Source organism: Rhodococcus sp. ZPP (assembly GCF_017656075.1).
GTDB classification, from domain to species: domain Bacteria; phylum Actinomycetota; class Actinomycetes; order Mycobacteriales; family Mycobacteriaceae; genus Rhodococcus_F; species Rhodococcus_F oxybenzonivorans.
In genome coordinates this window covers 1,603,874-1,622,145 of record NZ_CP058638.1, presented here as the reverse complement: position 1 = coordinate 1,622,145, position 18,272 = coordinate 1,603,874, and the positions used below count along the sequence as shown (strand labels likewise).

12 protein-coding genes are annotated in these 18,272 nt (G+C 65.1%); 9 read left to right on the top strand and 3 right to left on the bottom strand.

Features of this window, described 5'->3' with window-relative positions; all coding sequences use genetic code 11:
* Positions 1-165 precede the first annotated feature (165 nt).
* Positions 166-3,672, top strand: a complete 3,507-nt coding sequence (locus tag HYG77_RS07620) for a DNA-directed RNA polymerase subunit beta (RefSeq protein WP_109327991.1) — start codon at positions 166-168, stop codon at positions 3,670-3,672.
* 119 nt (positions 3,673-3,791) lie between these two features.
* On the top strand, positions 3,792-7,748 hold the full coding sequence (locus HYG77_RS07615) for a DNA-directed RNA polymerase subunit beta' (RefSeq protein WP_109327993.1): 3,957 nt from the start codon (positions 3,792-3,794) through the stop codon (positions 7,746-7,748).
* A 111-nt stretch (positions 7,749-7,859) separates the two neighbouring features.
* Here the strand turns inward: HYG77_RS07615 and HYG77_RS07610 are convergent, their stop codons facing one another.
* Entirely contained in the window at positions 7,860-8,372 is a 513-nt protein-coding gene (locus tag HYG77_RS07610) for a histidine phosphatase family protein (protein WP_208962329.1), read from the bottom strand.
* 68 nt (positions 8,373-8,440) lie between these two features.
* Here HYG77_RS07610 and HYG77_RS07605 point away from each other — a divergent pair, with 68 nt between their 5' ends.
* Positions 8,441-9,310, top strand: a complete 870-nt coding sequence (locus HYG77_RS07605; protein ID WP_109327997.1) for an alpha/beta hydrolase — start codon at positions 8,441-8,443, stop codon at positions 9,308-9,310.
* On the opposite strand, the gene HYG77_RS07600 is transcribed toward HYG77_RS07605, so the two are convergent.
* Positions 9,307-10,323, bottom strand: coding sequence for an aldo/keto reductase (locus HYG77_RS07600; protein ID WP_208962328.1), 1,017 nt, complete (start codon positions 10,321-10,323; stop codon positions 9,307-9,309). The two genes, HYG77_RS07605 and HYG77_RS07600, sit on opposite strands and share 4 nt — an antisense overlap.
* Positions 10,324-10,457: 134 nt before the next feature.
* On the opposite strand from HYG77_RS07600, the gene HYG77_RS07595 reads away from it, so the two are divergent.
* Positions 10,458-11,294, top strand: a complete 837-nt coding sequence (locus HYG77_RS07595; protein WP_208962327.1) for a helix-turn-helix transcriptional regulator — start codon at positions 10,458-10,460, stop codon at positions 11,292-11,294.
* Here HYG77_RS07595 and HYG77_RS07590 read toward each other — a convergent pair whose 3' ends face one another.
* The gene (locus HYG77_RS07590) at positions 11,295-12,074 is read right to left on the bottom strand and encodes an acyl-ACP thioesterase domain-containing protein (protein WP_208962326.1); all 780 of its coding nucleotides are present in this window, start codon (positions 12,072-12,074) and stop codon (positions 11,295-11,297) included.
* Between the two features lie 152 nt (positions 12,075-12,226).
* On the opposite strand from HYG77_RS07590, the gene HYG77_RS07585 reads away from it, so the two are divergent.
* From HYG77_RS07585 to HYG77_RS07565, 5 genes are all read left to right on the top strand, one after another.
* Positions 12,227-13,888 (top strand): FAD-dependent oxidoreductase, encoded by a 1,662-nt coding sequence (locus tag HYG77_RS07585; protein WP_208962325.1) that lies wholly within the window; start codon positions 12,227-12,229, stop codon positions 13,886-13,888.
* A 36-nt stretch (positions 13,889-13,924) separates the two neighbouring features.
* On the top strand, positions 13,925-14,899 hold the full coding sequence (locus tag HYG77_RS07580; protein ID WP_208962324.1) for an NADPH:quinone oxidoreductase family protein: 975 nt from the start codon (positions 13,925-13,927) through the stop codon (positions 14,897-14,899).
* A gap of 81 nt (positions 14,900-14,980) precedes the next feature.
* Complete coding sequence (locus tag HYG77_RS07575; protein ID WP_109328005.1) at positions 14,981-15,451, top strand: MarR family transcriptional regulator; 471 nt, start codon at positions 14,981-14,983, stop codon at positions 15,449-15,451.
* A complete protein-coding gene (locus HYG77_RS07570) occupies positions 15,448-16,977 on the top strand; it encodes a DHA2 family efflux MFS transporter permease subunit (protein WP_208962323.1) in 1,530 nt (509 codons plus the stop codon). Before HYG77_RS07575 ends, HYG77_RS07570 begins: the two co-directional genes overlap by 4 nt.
* A gap of 158 nt (positions 16,978-17,135) precedes the next feature.
* Positions 17,136-18,233 (top strand): LLM class flavin-dependent oxidoreductase, encoded by a 1,098-nt coding sequence (locus HYG77_RS07565; protein WP_208962322.1) that lies wholly within the window; start codon positions 17,136-17,138, stop codon positions 18,231-18,233.
* Positions 18,234-18,272: the final 39 nt, after the last annotated feature.

The following is an 18,272-nucleotide window of genomic DNA, read 5'->3' as shown; positions in this document are numbered from 1 at the left end:
GTACTTTTGGACGTTGCGCTGGCTGCCTCCTGTCCACCTCTCGTCTCAACTGCTGTGAAGTGTTTCCACTTCTCGCCTCTGTGACGGGTTTCGTTCGGGTTGTAACCAGCGAAATTCAAAGCAGATACAGCGGCGGTCGCAACAGCACAGAGCGGCCCGCGTGAGGTGCTGGAAGGACGCATCTTGGCAGTCTCTAGCCAGACCAAGGCAGTTTCCGGAATCCCCGGAGCCCCGAAGAGGGTTTCGTTCGCGAAAATTCGCGAACCCCTCGAAGTTCCCGGGCTTCTTGATGTACAAACCGATTCGTTCGAGTGGTTGATCGGTGCGCAGAGCTGGCGCGAGCGCGCCGCCGCTCGTGGCGACAGCGCAATCTCCGGCGGTCTCGAGGACATTCTCGCGGAGCTCTCTCCGATCGAGGACTTCTCGGGCTCGATGTCTCTGTCCTTCTCGGACCCACGCTTCGACGAGGTCAAGGCCTCGACGGACGAGTGCAAAGACAAAGACATGACCTACGCGGCGCCGTTGTTCGTCACCGCGGAGTTCATCAACAACAACACCGGTGAGATCAAGAGCCAGACGGTCTTCATGGGTGACTTCCCGATGATGACCGACAAGGGCACGTTCATCATCAACGGCACCGAGCGCGTCGTCGTCTCGCAGCTGGTGCGTTCCCCTGGCGTGTACTTCGACCATTCGGTCGACAAGGGCACCGAGAAGGACCTGCACAGCGTCAAGGTCATCCCCGGCCGCGGCGCATGGCTCGAGTTCGACGTCGACAAGCGCGACACCGTTGGTGTCCGCATCGACCGCAAGCGTCGTCAGCCCGTCACCGTGCTGCTGAAGGCCCTCGGCTGGACCACCGAGCAGATCACCGAGCGTTTCGGCTTCTCGGAGATCCTCATGGCCACGCTGGAGAAGGACAACACCGCCGGCACCGACGAGGCGCTGCTCGACATCTACCGCAAGCTGCGCCCGGGCGAGCCGCCTACCAAGGAGAGCGCGCAGACGCTGCTGGAGAACCTGTTCTTCAAGGACAAGCGGTACGACCTGGCACGTGTGGGTCGCTACAAGATCAACAAGAAGCTGGGCCTGAACACCGGGCAGCCGATCGTGGCGTCGACCCTCACCGAGGAAGACATCGTCGCCACCATCGAGTACCTGGTGCGCCTGCACGCCGGTGACACCGAGATGACCGCCCCCGGCGGCGTCACGGTCCCCGTCGAGGTCGACGACATCGACCACTTCGGTAACCGTCGCCTGCGCACGGTCGGTGAGCTCATCCAGAACCAGATCCGCGTGGGCCTGTCCCGCATGGAGCGTGTGGTTCGTGAGCGCATGACCACCCAGGACGTCGAGGCGATCACGCCGCAGACACTGATCAACATCCGGCCCGTCGTCGCTGCGATCAAGGAGTTCTTCGGAACCTCCCAGCTGTCGCAGTTCATGGACCAGAACAACCCGCTGTCGGGGCTGACGCACAAGCGTCGTCTGTCCGCCCTCGGCCCAGGTGGTCTGTCGCGCGAAAGGGCTGGTCTGGAGGTGCGAGACGTTCACCCGTCGCACTACGGCCGCATGTGCCCGATCGAGACCCCTGAGGGTCCGAACATCGGTCTGATCGGTTCGTTGTCGGTGTACGCACGGGTCAACCCGTTCGGCTTCATCGAAACGCCGTACCGCAAGGTCGTCGACGGCCAGGTCACGGACCAGGTCGACTACCTGACCGCAGACGAAGAGGACCGCCACGTCGTCGCCCAGGCCAACTCGGCCATCGACGCCAACGGTCACTTCACCGACGACCGCATTCTGGTTCGTCGTAAGGGCGGCGAGGTCGAGTTCGTGTCGTCCGCCGACATCGACTACATGGACGTCTCGCCGCGACAGATGGTGTCCGTCGCAACCGCGATGATCCCATTCCTCGAGCACGACGACGCCAACCGTGCCCTCATGGGCGCGAACATGCAGCGTCAGGCGGTGCCGCTCGTCCGCAGTGAGGCTCCGCTGGTCGGCACCGGCATGGAGCTGCGGGCTGCAGTCGACGCCGGCGACGTCATCATCACCGAGAAGACCGGTGTCGTGGAAGAGGTCTCCGCGGACTACGTCACGGTCATGGCCGACGACGGAACCCGCAAGACCTACCGGATGCGCAAGTTCGCGCGTTCGAACCAGGGCACCTGCGCCAACCAGCGTCCGATCGTGGACGAGGGACAGCGTGTCGAGACCGGACAGGTCCTCGCCGACGGCCCCTGCACCGAAAACGGTGAGATGGCACTCGGAAAGAACCTGCTCGTCGCGATCATGCCGTGGGAAGGCCACAACTACGAGGACGCGATCATCCTGTCGCAGCGCCTCGTGGAGGAGGACGTTCTCACCTCGATCCACATCGAGGAGCACGAGATCGATGCCCGCGACACCAAGCTCGGTGCCGAGGAGATCACTCGGGACATCCCGAACGTCTCCGACGAGGTCCTCGCCGACCTCGACGAGCGCGGCATCATCCGTATCGGTGCCGAGGTTCGTGACGGTGACGTGCTGGTCGGAAAGGTCACGCCCAAGGGCGAGACCGAGCTGACCCCCGAGGAGCGCCTGCTGCGCGCCATCTTCGGTGAGAAGGCTCGTGAGGTCCGCGACACGTCGCTCAAGGTTCCGCACGGTGAGACCGGCAAGGTCATCGGCATTCGTGTGTTCTCGCGCGATGACGACGACGATCTGCCCCCCGGTGTCAACGAGCTGGTCCGCGTCTACGTGGCACAGAAGCGCAAGATCCAGGACGGCGACAAGCTCGCCGGCCGCCACGGCAACAAGGGCGTCATCGGCAAGATCCTCCCCCAGGAGGACATGCCGTTCCTGCCCGACGGCACCCCGGTGGACATCATCCTGAACACCCATGGTGTTCCGCGTCGTATGAACATCGGTCAGATCTTGGAGACCCACCTCGGGTGGATCGGCAAGACGGGCTGGAACGTGCAGGTCGCCGGCGACGGCTCGCGTCCCGATTGGGCCGAGCAGCTGCCGGAGGAGATGCTGTCCGCTCCCGCCGACTCCAACATCGCCACCCCCGTGTTCGACGGTGCCAAGGAAGACGAGCTCACCGGTCTTCTCGGTTCGACACTGCCGAACCGTGACGGCGAAGTGATGGTCGCGTCCGACGGAAAGGCCACCTTGTTCGACGGCCGTTCCGGCGAGCCGTTCCCGTACCCGGTGTCGGTCGGCTACATGTACATCATCAAGCTGCACCACTTGGTCGACGACAAGATCCACGCACGCTCGACCGGTCCGTACTCGATGATCACCCAGCAGCCGCTCGGCGGTAAGGCCCAGTTCGGTGGCCAGCGCTTCGGTGAGATGGAGTGCTGGGCGATGCAGGCCTACGGCGCGGCTTACACGCTGCAGGAACTGCTCACCATCAAGTCGGACGACGTGGTGGGTCGAGTCAAGGTGTACGAGGCCATCGTGAAGGGCGAGAACATCCCCGAGCCGGGTATCCCGGAGTCGTTCAAGGTGCTCCTCAAGGAGCTTCAGTCGCTCTGCCTGAACGTGGAGGTGCTGTCCTCGGACGGTGCGGCCATCGCGATGGCGGACGGCGACGACGAGGACCTCGAGCGCGCCGCAGCGAACCTGGGCATCAACTTGTCCCGGAACGAAGCGGCCACGGTCGACGACCTCGCGAACTAGGTTTCGGTCCCCGGGCCCGTGAGAAATCAGGGGCCCGGGGGCGTAGTTCACATTTGAATTGGCAGTCAGGTATCGGCGGCCACCGCTGATCCACAATCCCTCTGGGGAAAGGAAGTTACGTGCTCGACGTCAACTTCTTCGATGAACTCCGCATTGGCCTCGCCAGTGCAGAGGACATCCGCAATTGGTCCTACGGCGAGGTCAAGAAGCCGGAGACCATCAACTACCGCACGCTCAAGCCCGAGAAGGACGGCCTCTTCTGCGAGAAGATCTTCGGCCCCACCCGGGACTGGGAGTGCTACTGCGGTAAGTACAAGCGTGTCCGCTTCAAGGGCATCATCTGTGAGCGTTGCGGCGTCGAGGTGACTCGCGCCAAGGTTCGCCGTGAGCGCATGGGCCACATCGAACTGGCTGCCCCGGTCACCCACATCTGGTACTTCAAGGGCGTGCCCAGCCGGCTCGGCTACCTGCTCGACCTTGCGCCGAAGGATCTCGAAAAGATCATCTACTTCGCCGCATACGTCATCGTCGGTGTCGACGAGGAGCTGCGTCACAACGAGCTCTCCACGCTCGAAGCCGAGATGCAGGTCGAGAAGAAGGCTGTCGCGGATCAGCGTGACGCCGACCTCGAGGCTCGCGCGCAGAAGCTCGAGGCCGACATCGCCGAACTCGAGGCCGAGGGCGCAAAGTCCGACGTCCGCCGCAAGGTCAAGGACGGCGGCGAGCGCGAGATGCGTCAGCTCCGCGATCGCGCGCAGCGGGAGCTGGATCGTCTCGACGAGATCTGGACCACGTTCACCAAGCTGAGCGTCAAGCAGCTCATCGTCGACGAGCTGCTCTACCGCGAGCTGGTCGACCGCTACGGCGAGTACTTCACCGGTGCCATGGGCGCTGAGTCGATCCAGAAGTTGATGGAGAACTTCGACATCGACGCCGAAGCGGAGAACCTGCGTGAGACCATCCGCAGCGGCAAGGGGCAGAAGAAGCTCCGCGCACTGAAGCGTCTCAAGGTCGTCGCAGCTTTCCAGACGAACCAGAACTCGCCGATGGGCATGGTTCTCAACGCCGTTCCGGTGATCCCGCCGGAGCTGCGGCCGATGGTGCAGCTCGACGGTGGACGTTTCGCCACGTCCGACCTGAACGACCTGTACCGCCGCGTCATCAACCGCAACAACCGCCTCAAGCGACTGATCGACCTCGGTGCCCCCGAGATCATCGTCAACAACGAGAAGCGGATGCTGCAGGAGTCGGTGGACGCACTCTTCGACAACGGCCGTCGCGGCCGTCCGGTCACCGGTCCCGGTAACCGCCCGCTGAAGTCCCTGAGCGACCTGCTCAAGGGTAAGCAGGGTCGATTCCGTCAGAACCTGCTCGGTAAGCGCGTCGACTACTCGGGTCGTTCCGTCATCGTCGTCGGTCCCCAGCTGAAGCTGCACCAGTGTGGTCTGCCCAAGCTGATGGCTCTCGAGCTGTTCAAGCCGTTCGTGATGAAGCGTCTGGTCGACCTGAACCACGCGCAGAACATCAAGTCCGCCAAGCGCATGGTGGAACGCCAGCGCGCACAGGTGTGGGACGTCCTCGAAGAGGTCATCGCCGAGCACCCCGTGCTGCTGAACCGTGCACCGACGCTGCACCGTCTGGGCATCCAGGCCTTCGAGCCGCAACTGGTCGAGGGCAAGGCCATCCAGCTCCACCCGCTGGTGTGTGAGGCGTTCAACGCCGACTTCGACGGTGACCAGATGGCCGTGCACCTTCCGCTGTCCGCGGAGGCGCAGGCCGAGGCGCGCATCCTGATGCTGTCGTCGAACAACATCCTCTCGCCCGCGTCGGGTCGACCGCTCGCCATGCCGCGTCTGGACATGGTCACCGGTCTGTACCACCTGACCCGGTTGGACGAGGGTGCCACCGGCGAGCTGAAGGCTTCCGACGGAGAGGGCGCCGAACAGGGCGTGTACTCCTCGCCTGCCGAGGCTCAGATGGCCGTCGATCGTGGTGCGCTGGTCGTGCAGGCGAAGATCAAGGTGCGGCTCACGCAGCAGCGCCCGCCTCGTGACCTCGAGTCGGAGCTGTTCCCCGAGGGCTGGAACTACGGTGACGGCTGGACCGCGGAGACGACCCTGGGTCGGGTGCTCTTCAACGAGCTGCTTCCCGCGGACTACCCGTTCGTCAACGAGCAGATGCCGAAGAAGCGTCAGGCGACGATCATCAACGACCTCGCCGAGCGTTACCCCATGATCGTGGTCGCGCAGACCGTCGACAAGCTGAAGGACGCCGGCTTCTACTGGGCCACGCGTTCCGGTGTCACGGTCTCCATCTCCGACGTCCTCGTGCCGCCGGAGAAGGCTCAGATCATGGAGTCCTTCGAGGCTCAGGCCGATCAGATCGAGAAGAAGTACCAGCGTGGTGCCCTGAACAAGACCGAGCGCAACAGCGCCCTGGTCAAGATCTGGTCCGAGGCCACCGATGAGGTCGGTAAGGCCATGGAGGCCCACTTCCCCGACGACAACCCGATCCCGATGATCGTGAAGTCCGGCGCCGCCGGCAACATGACTCAGGTTCGTTCGCTCGCCGGTATGAAGGGTCTGGTGACCAACCCCAAGGGTGAGTTCATCCCGCGTCCGATCAAGTCTTCCTTCAAGGAAGGCCTGACCGTTCTCGAGTACTTCATCAATACGCACGGTGCCCGTAAGGGTCTGGCCGACACCGCGCTGCGTACCGCCGACTCGGGTTACTTGACCCGTCGTCTGGTGGACGTGTCGCAGGACGTCATCGTTCGTGAGGTCGACTGTGGAACCGAGCGTGGCATCGTCACCACCATCGCGGAGAAGCAGCCCGATGGCACGATGATCCGCGATGCTCACGTGGAGACCAGCACGTACGCCCGTACGCTGGCCGCCGACGCGGTCGACGCGAACGGAAACGTCATCGTCGAGCGTGGTCACGACCTGGGCGACCCGGCTATCGATGCGCTGCTCGAAGCGGGCATCACGCAGGTCAAGGTCCGTTCGGTGCTCACCTGCACCACCGGCACCGGCGTCTGCGCCACCTGCTACGGCCGGAGCATGGCCACCGGCAAGCTGGTCGACATCGGTGAGGCCGTCGGTATCGTCGCCGCACAGTCCATCGGTGAGCCCGGCACCCAGCTGACCATGCGTACGTTCCACCAGGGTGGTGTCGCCGGAGACGACATCACCGGTGGTCTGCCGCGTGTTCAGGAGCTGTTCGAGGCCCGCGTCCCCAAGGGCAAGGCCCCGATCGCCGACGTCACCGGACGTGTCCAGCTCGAGGACGGCGACCGCTTCTACAAGATCACCATCGTCCCGGACGACGGTGGCGAAGAGGTTGTCTACGACAAGCTCTCGAAGCGTCAGCGTCTGCGTGTCTTCAAGCACGAGGACGGCACCGAACGCCTTCTGGCCGACGGTGACCACGTCGAGGTCGGTCAGCAGCTCATGGAAGGTGCTGCCGATCCCCACGAGGTGCTGCGCGTCATGGGCCCCCGCCAGGTGCAGATCCACCTCGTCAACGAGGTCCAGGAGGTGTACCGGAGCCAGGGTGTGTCGATCCACGACAAGCACATCGAGGTCATCGTGCGCCAGATGCTGCGTCGCGTGACGATCATCGACTCGGGTGCCACGGAGTTCCTGCCCGGTTCATTGACCGAGCGGGCCGACTTCGAGGCGGCCAACCGTCGGGTCGTGTCCGAAGGTGGCGAGCCTGCGGCCGGTCGTCCGGTACTCATGGGTATCACCAAGGCATCGCTGGCCACCGACTCGTGGCTGTCTGCGGCGTCGTTCCAGGAGACCACTCGCGTGCTGACCGATGCGGCAATCAACTGTCGCTCGGACAAGCTGATCGGTCTGAAAGAAAACGTGATCATCGGAAAGCTGATCCCCGCCGGTACCGGTATCAACCGTTACCGCAACATCCAGGTTCAGCCCACCGAAGAGGCACGTGCGGCGGCGTATGCGGTTCCGTCCTACGACGACCAGTACTACAGCCCGGACGGCTTCGGCCAGAACACCGGTGCTGCAGTGCCGCTGGACGATTACGGGTTCAGCAACGATTACCGGTAGGGGCGCAGCCCCTGTGAGTGGTTGACGAGTCTCAGGACTCGTCGTCCGTTCACCCAGACCGGCCCCACCCCTTTCTCTTCGGGGGTGGGGCCTTTCTGTGTCGGGCCTGTGCTACCGCGGAACGTGGAACGTGGTCAGCGACGCCGAGCTCGAGGTGAGTTCGGCCCAGCTGCACGGGACGGTGAGCACGGCGAGTGCGGACGTCGGGAACTTCTCGCGTATCGCCACCGCATCCCCGGTGTCGGGGTTGCCCGCCAGATCGAGTGCGGTTGTCGGCATTCCGGGGTCGTGTCCGACGACCAGCAGAGTGCGCACCGATACGTCGGTCTCGGCGATCTCGGCGACCACCTGCGCGGGGTACGCACCATAGAGCGCCTCGCTGAAGGTGGTTGGTGCAGTGACCCCTGCGGCGGCGAGGGTGTCGCGGGTGCGCACGGAGGTCGAGCACAACACCGCATCGACGGGTGGCTGCATCGCCCTGAGCCAGTCTCCGGCCATCGCGGCCTGGCGTCGGCCCCGTGGGGCGAGCGGGCGGTCGTGGTCGGCGACTCCCGCCGGGTATGCCGACTTCCCGTGCCGCATGAGGATCAGCGTGCGGCTGTGCGGGGTCTTGTGCGTGGCCATGGCTAGACGCTAAGGCATGGTTTCGGATTGTCGAGACGGGCCCCGCAGCGGCCGGTAGCGTCGCAGCCGTGGCCTCCCTCCAGCTAGCCGACGGTCGGACACTCGCGTACGAAGAGTGGGGCGACGTCGACGGCATGCCCGTGTTCTTCGCCCACGGCACCGGGGACTCCCGTCTCGCCCGGTACCCCGACGACACCCTCACGCGGTCTCTCGGATTGCGGCTGATCACCGCTGACCGCCCCGGCGTCGGGGGCTCCACCCAGCTGCGGGGCCGGAGTCTGCTGGACTGGCCGCAGGATGTCTCCGCTCTCGCGGACGAGCTGGAGATCGAGCGATTCGCAATCGCCGGCTGGTCCGGTGGTGGACCGCACGCGTTGGCCGCAGCGCACCTGCTCGGTGACAGGGTCACCCGGTTGGTGCTGGCTTCCCCGCTCGGCCCGTTCGACGAGCAGGGCTCCCGGGACCTCGTGCTCAATCGCGACCTGCGCATGATCTGGCGACTCAACCATGCTCGTTTCGTCGCCACCGCTGCAGCGCGACACGAGTCGAAGGCGTCCCGCCGCGATCTGCGGAAGTTCGTCACCCACCTCGCCGAGGAGGCTCCCGCGGACCGGGACGTGCTGCTCGACCCGGTGCTGGAGCCGATGTTCGAGGAAGAGATGGGAGAGGCGCTGGTGCAGGGAGGCGTCGGCGTTCTCGACGACATGTGGGCGTTCCTGGAGTGGGGGTTCGTGCCCGAGGACATCACCCAGCCGGTCGACGTGTTCTACGGCGACGCCGACGACATCCTGGCCCCGGAGATGTATCGGCGCCTCGCCCAGCGACTGGGCGCCGCCGACACCCATGTCTGGGTGGGCGGTGGCCACTACCAGGTGTTCGCCCGCTGGGCCGAGTTCCTGCAGCCGTTGGTCGCCGGCCGCCGCGACGCTGTGAACTAGCTTTGCCCGACCGTGGTCCGTTCGCTGTCGAGCTGGGCCATCTGCGCGGGTGCGTAGCGGTCGCCGGCGACCGCGGAATCGGGAACCGCTGCTGCGATACCGGCCAGGTCCGCGGCGCTCAGCTGCACGTCGAGCGCGCCAAGCGTTTCGGTGAGGCGGGTGACCTTGCGGGCCCCGACGACCGGGACGATGTCGCCGCCCTGCGCGAGCACCCAGGCGATCGCGAGTTGTGCGACGGTCACCCCGTGTTGCGCGGCGAGTTCGGCCATCGTGTCGACGAGCCGCAGATTCTGTCGGAGGTTCTCGCCCTGAAATCGCGGGCTGTGCGAGCGGAAATCGTCGGGCGCCAGCGCGGAATTCGACCGCAGTGAGTCACTGAGCAGACCGCGGGACAGCACCCCGTACGCGGTGACGCCGATGCCGAGTTCGCGGCACAGGGGAAGGATCTCGTTCTCGATGCCGCGCGAGATCAGCGAGTACTCGATCTGCAGGTCGGCGATGGGGTGCACGGCGGTCGCGCGGCGGATCGTCTCGGGACCCACCTCCGACAGGCCGATGTGCCGCACGTAGCCGGCCTCGACCAGTTCACCGATCGCGCCGACTGTGTCCTCGATCGGCACGCTGGGGTCGAGGCGGGCGGGACGGTAGATGTCGATGTAGTCGACGCCGAGTCGCTGCAGCGAGTACGCGAGGAAGTTGCGGATCGAGTCGGGCCGGTTGTCGACTCCGCCCCACGTGCCTCCCGGTCCGCGCATTGCACCGAACTTCACGCTCAACGTGACGTCCTCGCGCCTGCGGCCGGACAGCGCTGCGCCGATCAGGGTCTCGTTGTGACCGGACCCGTAGAAGTCGCCGGTGTCGATGAGGTCGATTCCCGCATCGAGGGCGGCGTGGATCGTTGCGGTCGACTCCGCGTCTTCCGATCGGCCGTACATCCCGGACATGCCCATGGCGCCGAGTCCGATCCGGCTGACGGTGGGACCTGTGGTTCCGAGTGTGGTTGTGGGGACCATGATGTGCTCCTGATGGTCGTCGTGGTGTGGGACCGACACCAGCGTGATCCGCTCGGGACACGACAACCAGAGACCCTTCATCGGGGGACCGGCGATCCCTGGCAGGGCATCCGCGTGTCAGGCACAGTTGGTCCATGGACCGCACCGAGCTGGCCGACTTCCTCCGCCGTCGCAGAGAGCAGTTGGTCCCCGCGGATGTGGGCTTACCGCCGGGTGTCCGGCGCCGGACCCCCGGACTGCGACGCGATGAGGTCGCGCTGCTCGCAGGTATGTCCACCGACTACTACACCCGGCTCGAGCAGGCTCGCGGCCCGCACCCGTCGACCTCGGTGCTGGGCTCCCTTGCCCGGGCACTGCGGCTGACCGATGACCAGCGTGACCATCTCTACCTGTTGTCGGGACAGGTGCCACCGCTGCGTGCGGTAGGGGACAAGCACGTCGGGCCGGGACTGCTGCACCTACTGGACAAGCTCGACGACACCCCGGCCTGCGTCATCTCCGACCTCGGTGAGGTGCTGATGCAGAACCGCATGCACGTCGCCCTGTTCGGGGACGAGTCCGCGTTTTCCGGTCTCGAACGCTACCTCCCGTGGCGGTATTTCGTGCACCCGGAGGAACGCTCGATGTTTCCCGAGGAAGAACACGAGCGGCTCGCCGCGAACCAGATCGCGGATCTGCGGGCCACCGCGGCGCGCCGGGCGGGCGACGCCGACGTGACGGAACTGGTGACTCGACTGCGCGAGCGGAGTTCCGAGTTCGCAGCGCTGTGGGACCGCCATGACGTGGCGGTACGCCGCTCCGACACCAAGAGCGTGCTCCACGCGGAGGTCGGACGGATCGACCTAGTGTGCGAGACGCTTCTGACACCGAGCGCCTACCAACACCTGCTGGTGTACCTGCCGCAACCGGGTTCCGACGCCCGGGCGAGGCTCGATGTCCTGCGGGTGATCGGTACCCAGCAGATGGTCTGATCACACGGAGAGTGGACCTACCTTGGCGACTGCCCGCACGGTGTCGTCGACCAGGAACCACACTGTCAACGACGTGTCGTCGCGGCGCGAGCGAAGAATGATCTTGTCCGTCGACACGATCGGCGACAGGTATTCGAGCACGGCGCGGTGCGGGTTGTCGACGAGGCGTCCGCCACCCGGGTGCTCGTGATCGGCCAACAACTCTTCCACCGCTTGCCAGTAGACGGCGTTGTTGACGTGGTCGAACGGGTCGATGTCGGTGCGGCGCAGCCTGAATGGCGTCTCCTCGACGCCTTCCTCGTCGGTCGACGGAGCGTCCTCGACCAGCCAGCGCTTCCATTTCAAGCGCGTTTCGCTGGCGGACTCACCGAGTGCATCGATGAACCCGTCCTCGATACGCGTCGGCATCCCGGTTGCGGCGCTGATGTGAATCCAGAATCCTTCGGTCTCGATCAGGGCGCCTTTTTCGCCTTCGATCTGTACCCGCATGTTCGTCCATCGGGTGGACAACCCCGAACACCAGCGGCGAAGGTGCACGCGTTCAGGCCACACCGCCGGACGGATGATGTCGATGACCGTCCGGCGGACTATCCACAGGGGGTGGCTCTCGGCGGCGTCGACGGCCTCGAGGTTGTCCAGCCCGGCGTCTTGCAGGTAGCGGGCGATCCCGTCGAGGCGCAGTCGCTTGGCCGCGTCGATGTCCCCGGTGCGTACGGGCCAGGAAGTCTCGAAAACTCGGCCGCGATCAGGGAGCACGGCCAGTGGCTGATCGAGTGACAAGGTGCGTTTCCTTCGCTCGTGGACAGTCCCCTGATTCTCGCATTCGGCGGCGAGGGTTGTCCGGAGACGCGTTTCTCAGTACAGTTTCCATAACTGTTACTTCGTGTAACACACACGAACACATGGTCCGAACAGGTGTGAGGAATCCGCAAATGGCATATGTCATCACGCAGGCGTGCTGCAACGACGCGAGCTGTGTCTCCGCTTGCCCCGTGAACTGCATCCATCCGACGCCGGAGGAGCGGGAGTTCGCTCAGACCGAGATGCTCCACATCGACCCCGAGACCTGCATCGACTGCGGGGCGTGCGTCGACGCCTGTCCCGTGGACGCGATCTTCCCGGAAGACAAGCTCCTGGGATCGCTCACCCGCTACAAGGACATCAACGCCGACTACTACACGACGAATCCCATGCCGACGGGGTGGCTTCCGCTCACTCCCGCCACCCCGCCGCGACGGGATCTGGGGAAGCTGCGGGTCGCCGTCGTCGGTGCCGGGCCTGCTGCCTGCTACGCCGCCGGTGAGCTGCTCGAGCGCTCCGACGTCGAGGTCGACATGTTCGAGAAGCTGCCGACGCCGTGGGGCCTCGTCCGCGCCGGGGTCGCGCCGGACCATCCCGGCACCAAGGAGGTGACGCGGATGTTCGAGTGGAGCCTCGACCGCCCGAACTTCGAATTTCACCTCAACGTCGAGGTCGGCAAGCACATCACCCACGACGAGCTCCTCCGCAACCATCACGCGGTCGTCTACGCGGTGGGCGCGTCGAGTGACCGACGCTTGAACATCCCCGGCGAGGACCTACCCGGAGTGCACGCTGCCACGGAGTTCGTTGCCTGGTACAACGGCCACCCGGACTATGCAGATCGCACGTTCGACCTCTCCGGGAAGCGGGCCGTGATCGTCGGAAACGGCAACGTCGCGCTGGACGTCGCCCGCATCCTCACGATGAACGTGGCGGAGCTGGAACGGACGGACATCGCCGACCACGCACTTGCTGCATTGCGCAACAGCAACATCGAGGAGGTTGTTCTCCTGGGTCGCCGAGGTCCCGCTCAAGCGGCATACAGCAACCCCGAGTTCCTTGCGCTCGGCGATCTCGAGAACGTGGACGTCGTCATCGACGAGGCCGATCTCGACCTCGATGACGGCAGCCGCGCACTGCTCGACGACCCGGCCACTGCGATGAAGGTCCGGCTGGCGCAGGAGTTCGCCGCACGCACTCCGCGGCCCGGACGCAAGCGGATCGTGTTCCGGTACCTGACGTCCCCGCTCGACATCACGGGATCCGGTAGAGCCGAGGCGCTGCGCTACGGACGCAACGAACTCGTCGTCGACGAGTCCGGCGCCGTCGTCGCCCGGCCCGTCGACGACATCGGCTCGCTCGACACCTCTCTCGTGCTCCGCTCCATCGGCTACCGCGGCAATCCCGTGGGTGGCGTCGCGTTCGACGAGAAACGTGGCGTCATCCCCAACGAACGCGGCCGCGTATCCGACCGGGTGTATGTCACCGGGTGGATCAAGCGCGGTCCGAGCGGTGTCATCGGAACCAACAAGGCCTGCGCCAAGGAGACGGTCGCCGCCCTGCTCGAGGACTTCGAGGCGGGAAAACTTCGCGGCGACGTCGGAACCCGCAAGGACGTCAAGAAGCTCGTCGAGCGCCGGCAGCCGGAGCAGATCGGTTTCACCGGCTGGCGGGCGATCGACAAGGCCGAGACCGCGCGCGCGGAAGGGTCCGGCCGACCCCGGGTGAAGATGACGGACAAGGTCGAAATGGTGGCTGTCGCCCGCAAGCGGAGACGTCTCTTCGCTCGTTGATCACTTCCGGTCCCGGTACGCGTCTAGCATTCGGGAATGCGCGCAGTGGTGGTGACGGAACTGTCCGGGCCGGATGGCATGACGGTGCAGGAGGTGCCCGAACCGCAGGCTGAGGGTGCGGTGCTGATCGATGTCCGGGCGAGTGGGGTGTGTTTCCCCGACCTGCTGATCAGCTACGGCAAGTATCAGATTCGGCCCGAGCCGCCGTTCGTTCCCGGGGCGGAAGTGGCCGGGGTTGTCGTGTCGGCGCCGCCGGACTGCGGGCTCGAACCCGGTCGGCGGGTGCTGGCTGTCTCGCACGTCGGCGGATACGCCGAGCGGGTCGCCGTGCCACCCGCGCAGGTGCTGCCGATCCCCGACTCGCTGACCTTCGAGGCCGCTGCGTCCCTCATCGTCAACTATCAGACGATGGAGTTCGCGCTGCAACGGCGGGCGCAATTACGTTCCGGCGAGACGGTCGTCGTGCTGGGCGCGGCGGGTGGTGTCGGCACGTCGACGATCCAGCTCGCGAAGGCCCACGGCGCGCGGGTGATCGCCGTCGTGCGGCGGGACGGTGCCGGGGACTTCCTGCGGGAATTGGGCGCCGACGAGGTCGTGCAGCTCAGGGAAGGCTGGGGCGAGCATGTTCGCGCCCTGACCGGTGGTGTCGGCGCGCAGGTGGTCGTCGATCCGGTCGGTGGTGACGCATTCGACGAAGCGGTGCGGGTCCTGGCCCCGGAAGGGCGGCTGCTGGTCATCGGGTTCGCCGGCGGAGCGATTCCCGAGGTCAAATTGAATCGTGTGCTCTTTCGCAACATCAGCATCGTCGGGGCGGCGTGGGGTGAATTCCTCCGTACCGAACCGGCCGCGCTGGCCGAGGTGCACGCTGCGCTGCTCGGCCACATCGAGCGAGGTCTGACGCCGTTGGTGAAGAGCCGATACCCGCTGGCCGACGCCGCCGAGGCGCTGCGCGACCTCGAGACGGGGCGGGTGCTGGGCAAAGCCGTACTCGTGCAGGAACGCGAGCAGTGACGCTGTGACACCCGACACCGATAATTCGGTTGCGGCATAGTTGCTCTTCGGCAATAGTTGCATCTGCGCTAGCATTTCGGGGTGGCCGACAACTCTCCCGCTCTTCTCTTCGAGGTACTCAACGATTTCTTCTCGCAAGTGCTGTGTGTGGGGGAGTCGGAGTCGATGGACGCCCTGATCGAGCTGGACCTCACGTTCTCTCAGGTACGCATGCTTTTCGCGCTCGCGCAGCACGGTGAGCCACTGCCGATCAACGAGGTTGCGGAACGGTTACGGCTCTCGGTGGCGGCAGCCGGTCGGAACGTCGACCAGCTCGTAAAGCTCGGTCTCGTCGTTCGTCGGGAGGACGACCGTGACCGAAGGGTCAAGCGAGTGTCCTTGTCGGAGGCGGGGCACAAGCTGGCCAACCAGCACATCGACTGCAAGCGTGATCAGTTGCGACAGTTCGCATGGCGGATTCCGGAGGCCGAGCGGGCTCGACTGATCGAGGCCCTACAACCGATCCTCGCAGGAAACTTCCTGCGGGAAGACAACCAGGAGACATTCGGATGACATCGCCGAACGCCGCGCCCGCGGTGCCCGACAAGCTCGACGGCACGGTCCTCAAGATCGCGTCGGTGGTGGTGCTCGGCGCCATCATGTCGATCCTCGATGTGACCGTGGTCAGCGTCGCGCTGCCGACATTCGCCACCGAGTTCGACAGCACCTACGCCACCGTTGCGTGGACGATGACCGGGTACACGCTCGCGCTCGCTACCGTCATCCCTCTCACAGGGTGGGCGGCCGACAGGTTCGGCACCAAGCGCCTGTACATGACCGCACTGATCCTGTTCGTGCTCGGCTCGGTGCTGTGTAGTTTCGCCTGGGACATCACGACGCTGATCGGATTCCGCGTGCTCCAGGGTCTCGGCGGCGGCATGTTGATGCCGCTCGGCATGACCATCATGACAAGGGCGGCCGGCCCGGATCGAGTCGGCCGGGTCATGGCGGTGCTCGGTATCCCGATGCTGCTCGGACCCATCGGCGGTCCGATCCTCGGCGGCTGGCTGATCGAGGCGGCCAGCTGGCACTGGATCTTCCTGATCAACCTGCCCATCGGTATCGTCGCGCTCGCGGCGGCGTTCATCATCCTGCCGTCGGATCGGCCTTCGCCGTCGGAGTCCTTCGATTTCCTCGGAATGCTGCTGCTCTCGCCCGGCCTGGCGCTGTTCCTGTTCGGTGTGTCGTCCATTCCCGAGGTCGGCACCGTGGCCTCGGCCCGAGTGCTGGTGTCCGGAGCCATCGGATTGGTGCTCATCATCGCGTTCGTCTTCCATGCGCTTCGCAAGGACCACCCGCTGATCGACCTCCGCCTGTTCAAGAACCGGCAGTTGTCGGTCGCGGTCATCACCACCTCGCTGTTCATCGTCGCGTTCATGGGTGCAGGTCTGCTCTTCCCGAGTTACTTCATCCAGGTCGGGGGACACACCACTCTGGCTGCCGGTCTGCTGATGGCTCCGCAGGGAATCGGCGCGATGCTGACCATGCCGGTCGCCGGTCGGCTCGTCGACAAGATCGGTCCGGGCAAGATCGTGCTCACGGGTCTGCCGCTGATTCTGGTCGGCCTGGGAGTGTTCACTCAGGTCGCAGGGGATTCACCGGCGTGGCTGCTGATGGGTGCGCTGTTCGTGATGGGCCTGGGAATGGGTTGCACCATGATGCCGCTGATGACCGCAGCCATCGTCACCCTGTCCAACGAGCAGGTCGCGCGCGGTTCTTCGCTGATGAACATCGTCCAGCAGACCGCGGGTTCGATCGGTACCGCCGTCATGTCGGTCGTTCTGACGAACCAGCTACTCGATCGGGGTCTCGACAACCAGACCGTGGCGATGCAGCACGTTCCCGAGGTGGCCGCGCAGCAGCCTCCCGGCGCCGTCGACAGCATTCTGAACGCCGCGGCCGACGCCTTCGGCAACACCTTCATGGTGGCGACCGTGCTTATCGCACTGACTCTGATTCCGGCGTTCCTGTTGCCGCGGAAGAAGACGGTGAATCCGGCGCTCGAAGCAGAGGATGTTCCGCAGATCATGATGCACTGATCGGCTGCGTGGGGGATCCGGCGTATCGCGGCGAGGGGCGGCAAGCACTTGTGTGCTTGCCGCCCTTCGCGTTCCCGGCTACCCGGAATACTCCCATGTGGTTGAATGTTGTATCACATTGATGCACGCGTGACTGTGCGGTTCGGGAGGAACATCTCATGCAGTTCGGAATATTCACCGTCGGCGACGTGACGACCGACCCCACCACTGGCCGCACTCCGTCCGAGCACGAGCGCATCAAGGCGATGACCACCATTGCCACACACGCCGAAGAGGTCGGGCTCGATGTCTTTGCGACCGGCGAGCATCATAATCCGCCTTTCGTCCCGTCGTCCCCGACGACCATGCTGGGTTATCTCGCCGCCAGGACGAAAAAGATCATCCTCTCGACGTCGACAACGCTGATCACGACCAACGACCCGGTGAAGATCGCCGAGGACTACGCCATGCTGTCGCATCTCGCCGACGGACGCGTCGACCTGATGATGGGCCGCGGCAATACGGCTCCGGTCTATCCGTGGTTCGGCCAGGACATCCGCCAGGGCATTCCGCTGGCGCTCGAGCATTACCGGTTGCTGCGTCGACTCTGGGACGAAGAGGTTGTGGACTGGCAGGGACAGTTCCGTACCCCCTTGCAGGGCTTCACCTCGACGCCGCGGCCGCTCGACGGTATTGCGCCGTTCGTGTGGCACGGCTCCATCCGCAGCCCGGAAATCGCGGAGATCGCGGCCTTTCACGGCGACGGATTCTTCGCGAACAACATCTTCTGGCCCAAGGAGCACTACATCGAGCTCATCAATCTGTACCGGGAGCGCTACGAGCATTACGGTCACGGGCGCGCTGATCAGGCGATCGTCGGATTGGGTGGGCAGGTGTTCATGCGAAAGAACGCACGGGACGCCGTCGACGAGTTCCGACCCTACTTCGACAACGCCCCGGTGTACGGGCACGGCCCCAGCCTCGAAGACTTCACCGCGCAGACGCCGTTGACGGTCGGGACGCCCGAGCAGGTGATCGAGAAGACCCTCATGTTCGCCGACTTCTTCGGCGACTATCAGCGTCAGCTGTTCCTCGTCGATCATGCAGGCCTTCCCCTGAAGACGGTGCTCGAACAGCTGGACCTGCTCGGTGGCGAGGTGGTTCCTGTGTTGCGCAGGGAGTTTGCCGCCCGTCGTCCGGCGCACGTGCCGGAGAATCCACCGACGCACGCGTCGATGAAGGCCGATCGGACGTTGACCGAGGCCACCCCTCGATAGAACTGATCTGGCGCCTGGAGACGAGACTCCGAGCGTCGT

What these genes read in the sequence shown, in the direction of transcription:
- HYG77_RS07610 (WP_208962329.1), bottom strand. Translation starts at nt 8,372, where the DNA reads ATGGCCACGCACAAGACCCCGCACAGCCGCACGCTGATCCTCATGCGG.
- HYG77_RS07600 (WP_208962328.1), bottom strand. Translation starts at nt 10,323, where the DNA reads ATGGTCCCCACAACCACACTCGGAACCACAGGTCCCACCGTCAGCCGG.
- HYG77_RS07595 (WP_208962327.1), top strand. Translation starts at nt 10,458, where the DNA reads ATGGACCGCACCGAGCTGGCCGACTTCCTCCGCCGTCGCAGAGAGCAG.
- HYG77_RS07585 (WP_208962325.1), top strand. Translation starts at nt 12,227, where the DNA reads ATGGCATATGTCATCACGCAGGCGTGCTGCAACGACGCGAGCTGTGTC.
- HYG77_RS07580 (WP_208962324.1), top strand. Translation starts at nt 13,925, where the DNA reads ATGCGCGCAGTGGTGGTGACGGAACTGTCCGGGCCGGATGGCATGACG.
- HYG77_RS07570 (WP_208962323.1), top strand. Translation starts at nt 15,448, where the DNA reads ATGACATCGCCGAACGCCGCGCCCGCGGTGCCCGACAAGCTCGACGGC.
- HYG77_RS07565 (WP_208962322.1), top strand. Translation starts at nt 17,136, where the DNA reads ATGCAGTTCGGAATATTCACCGTCGGCGACGTGACGACCGACCCCACC.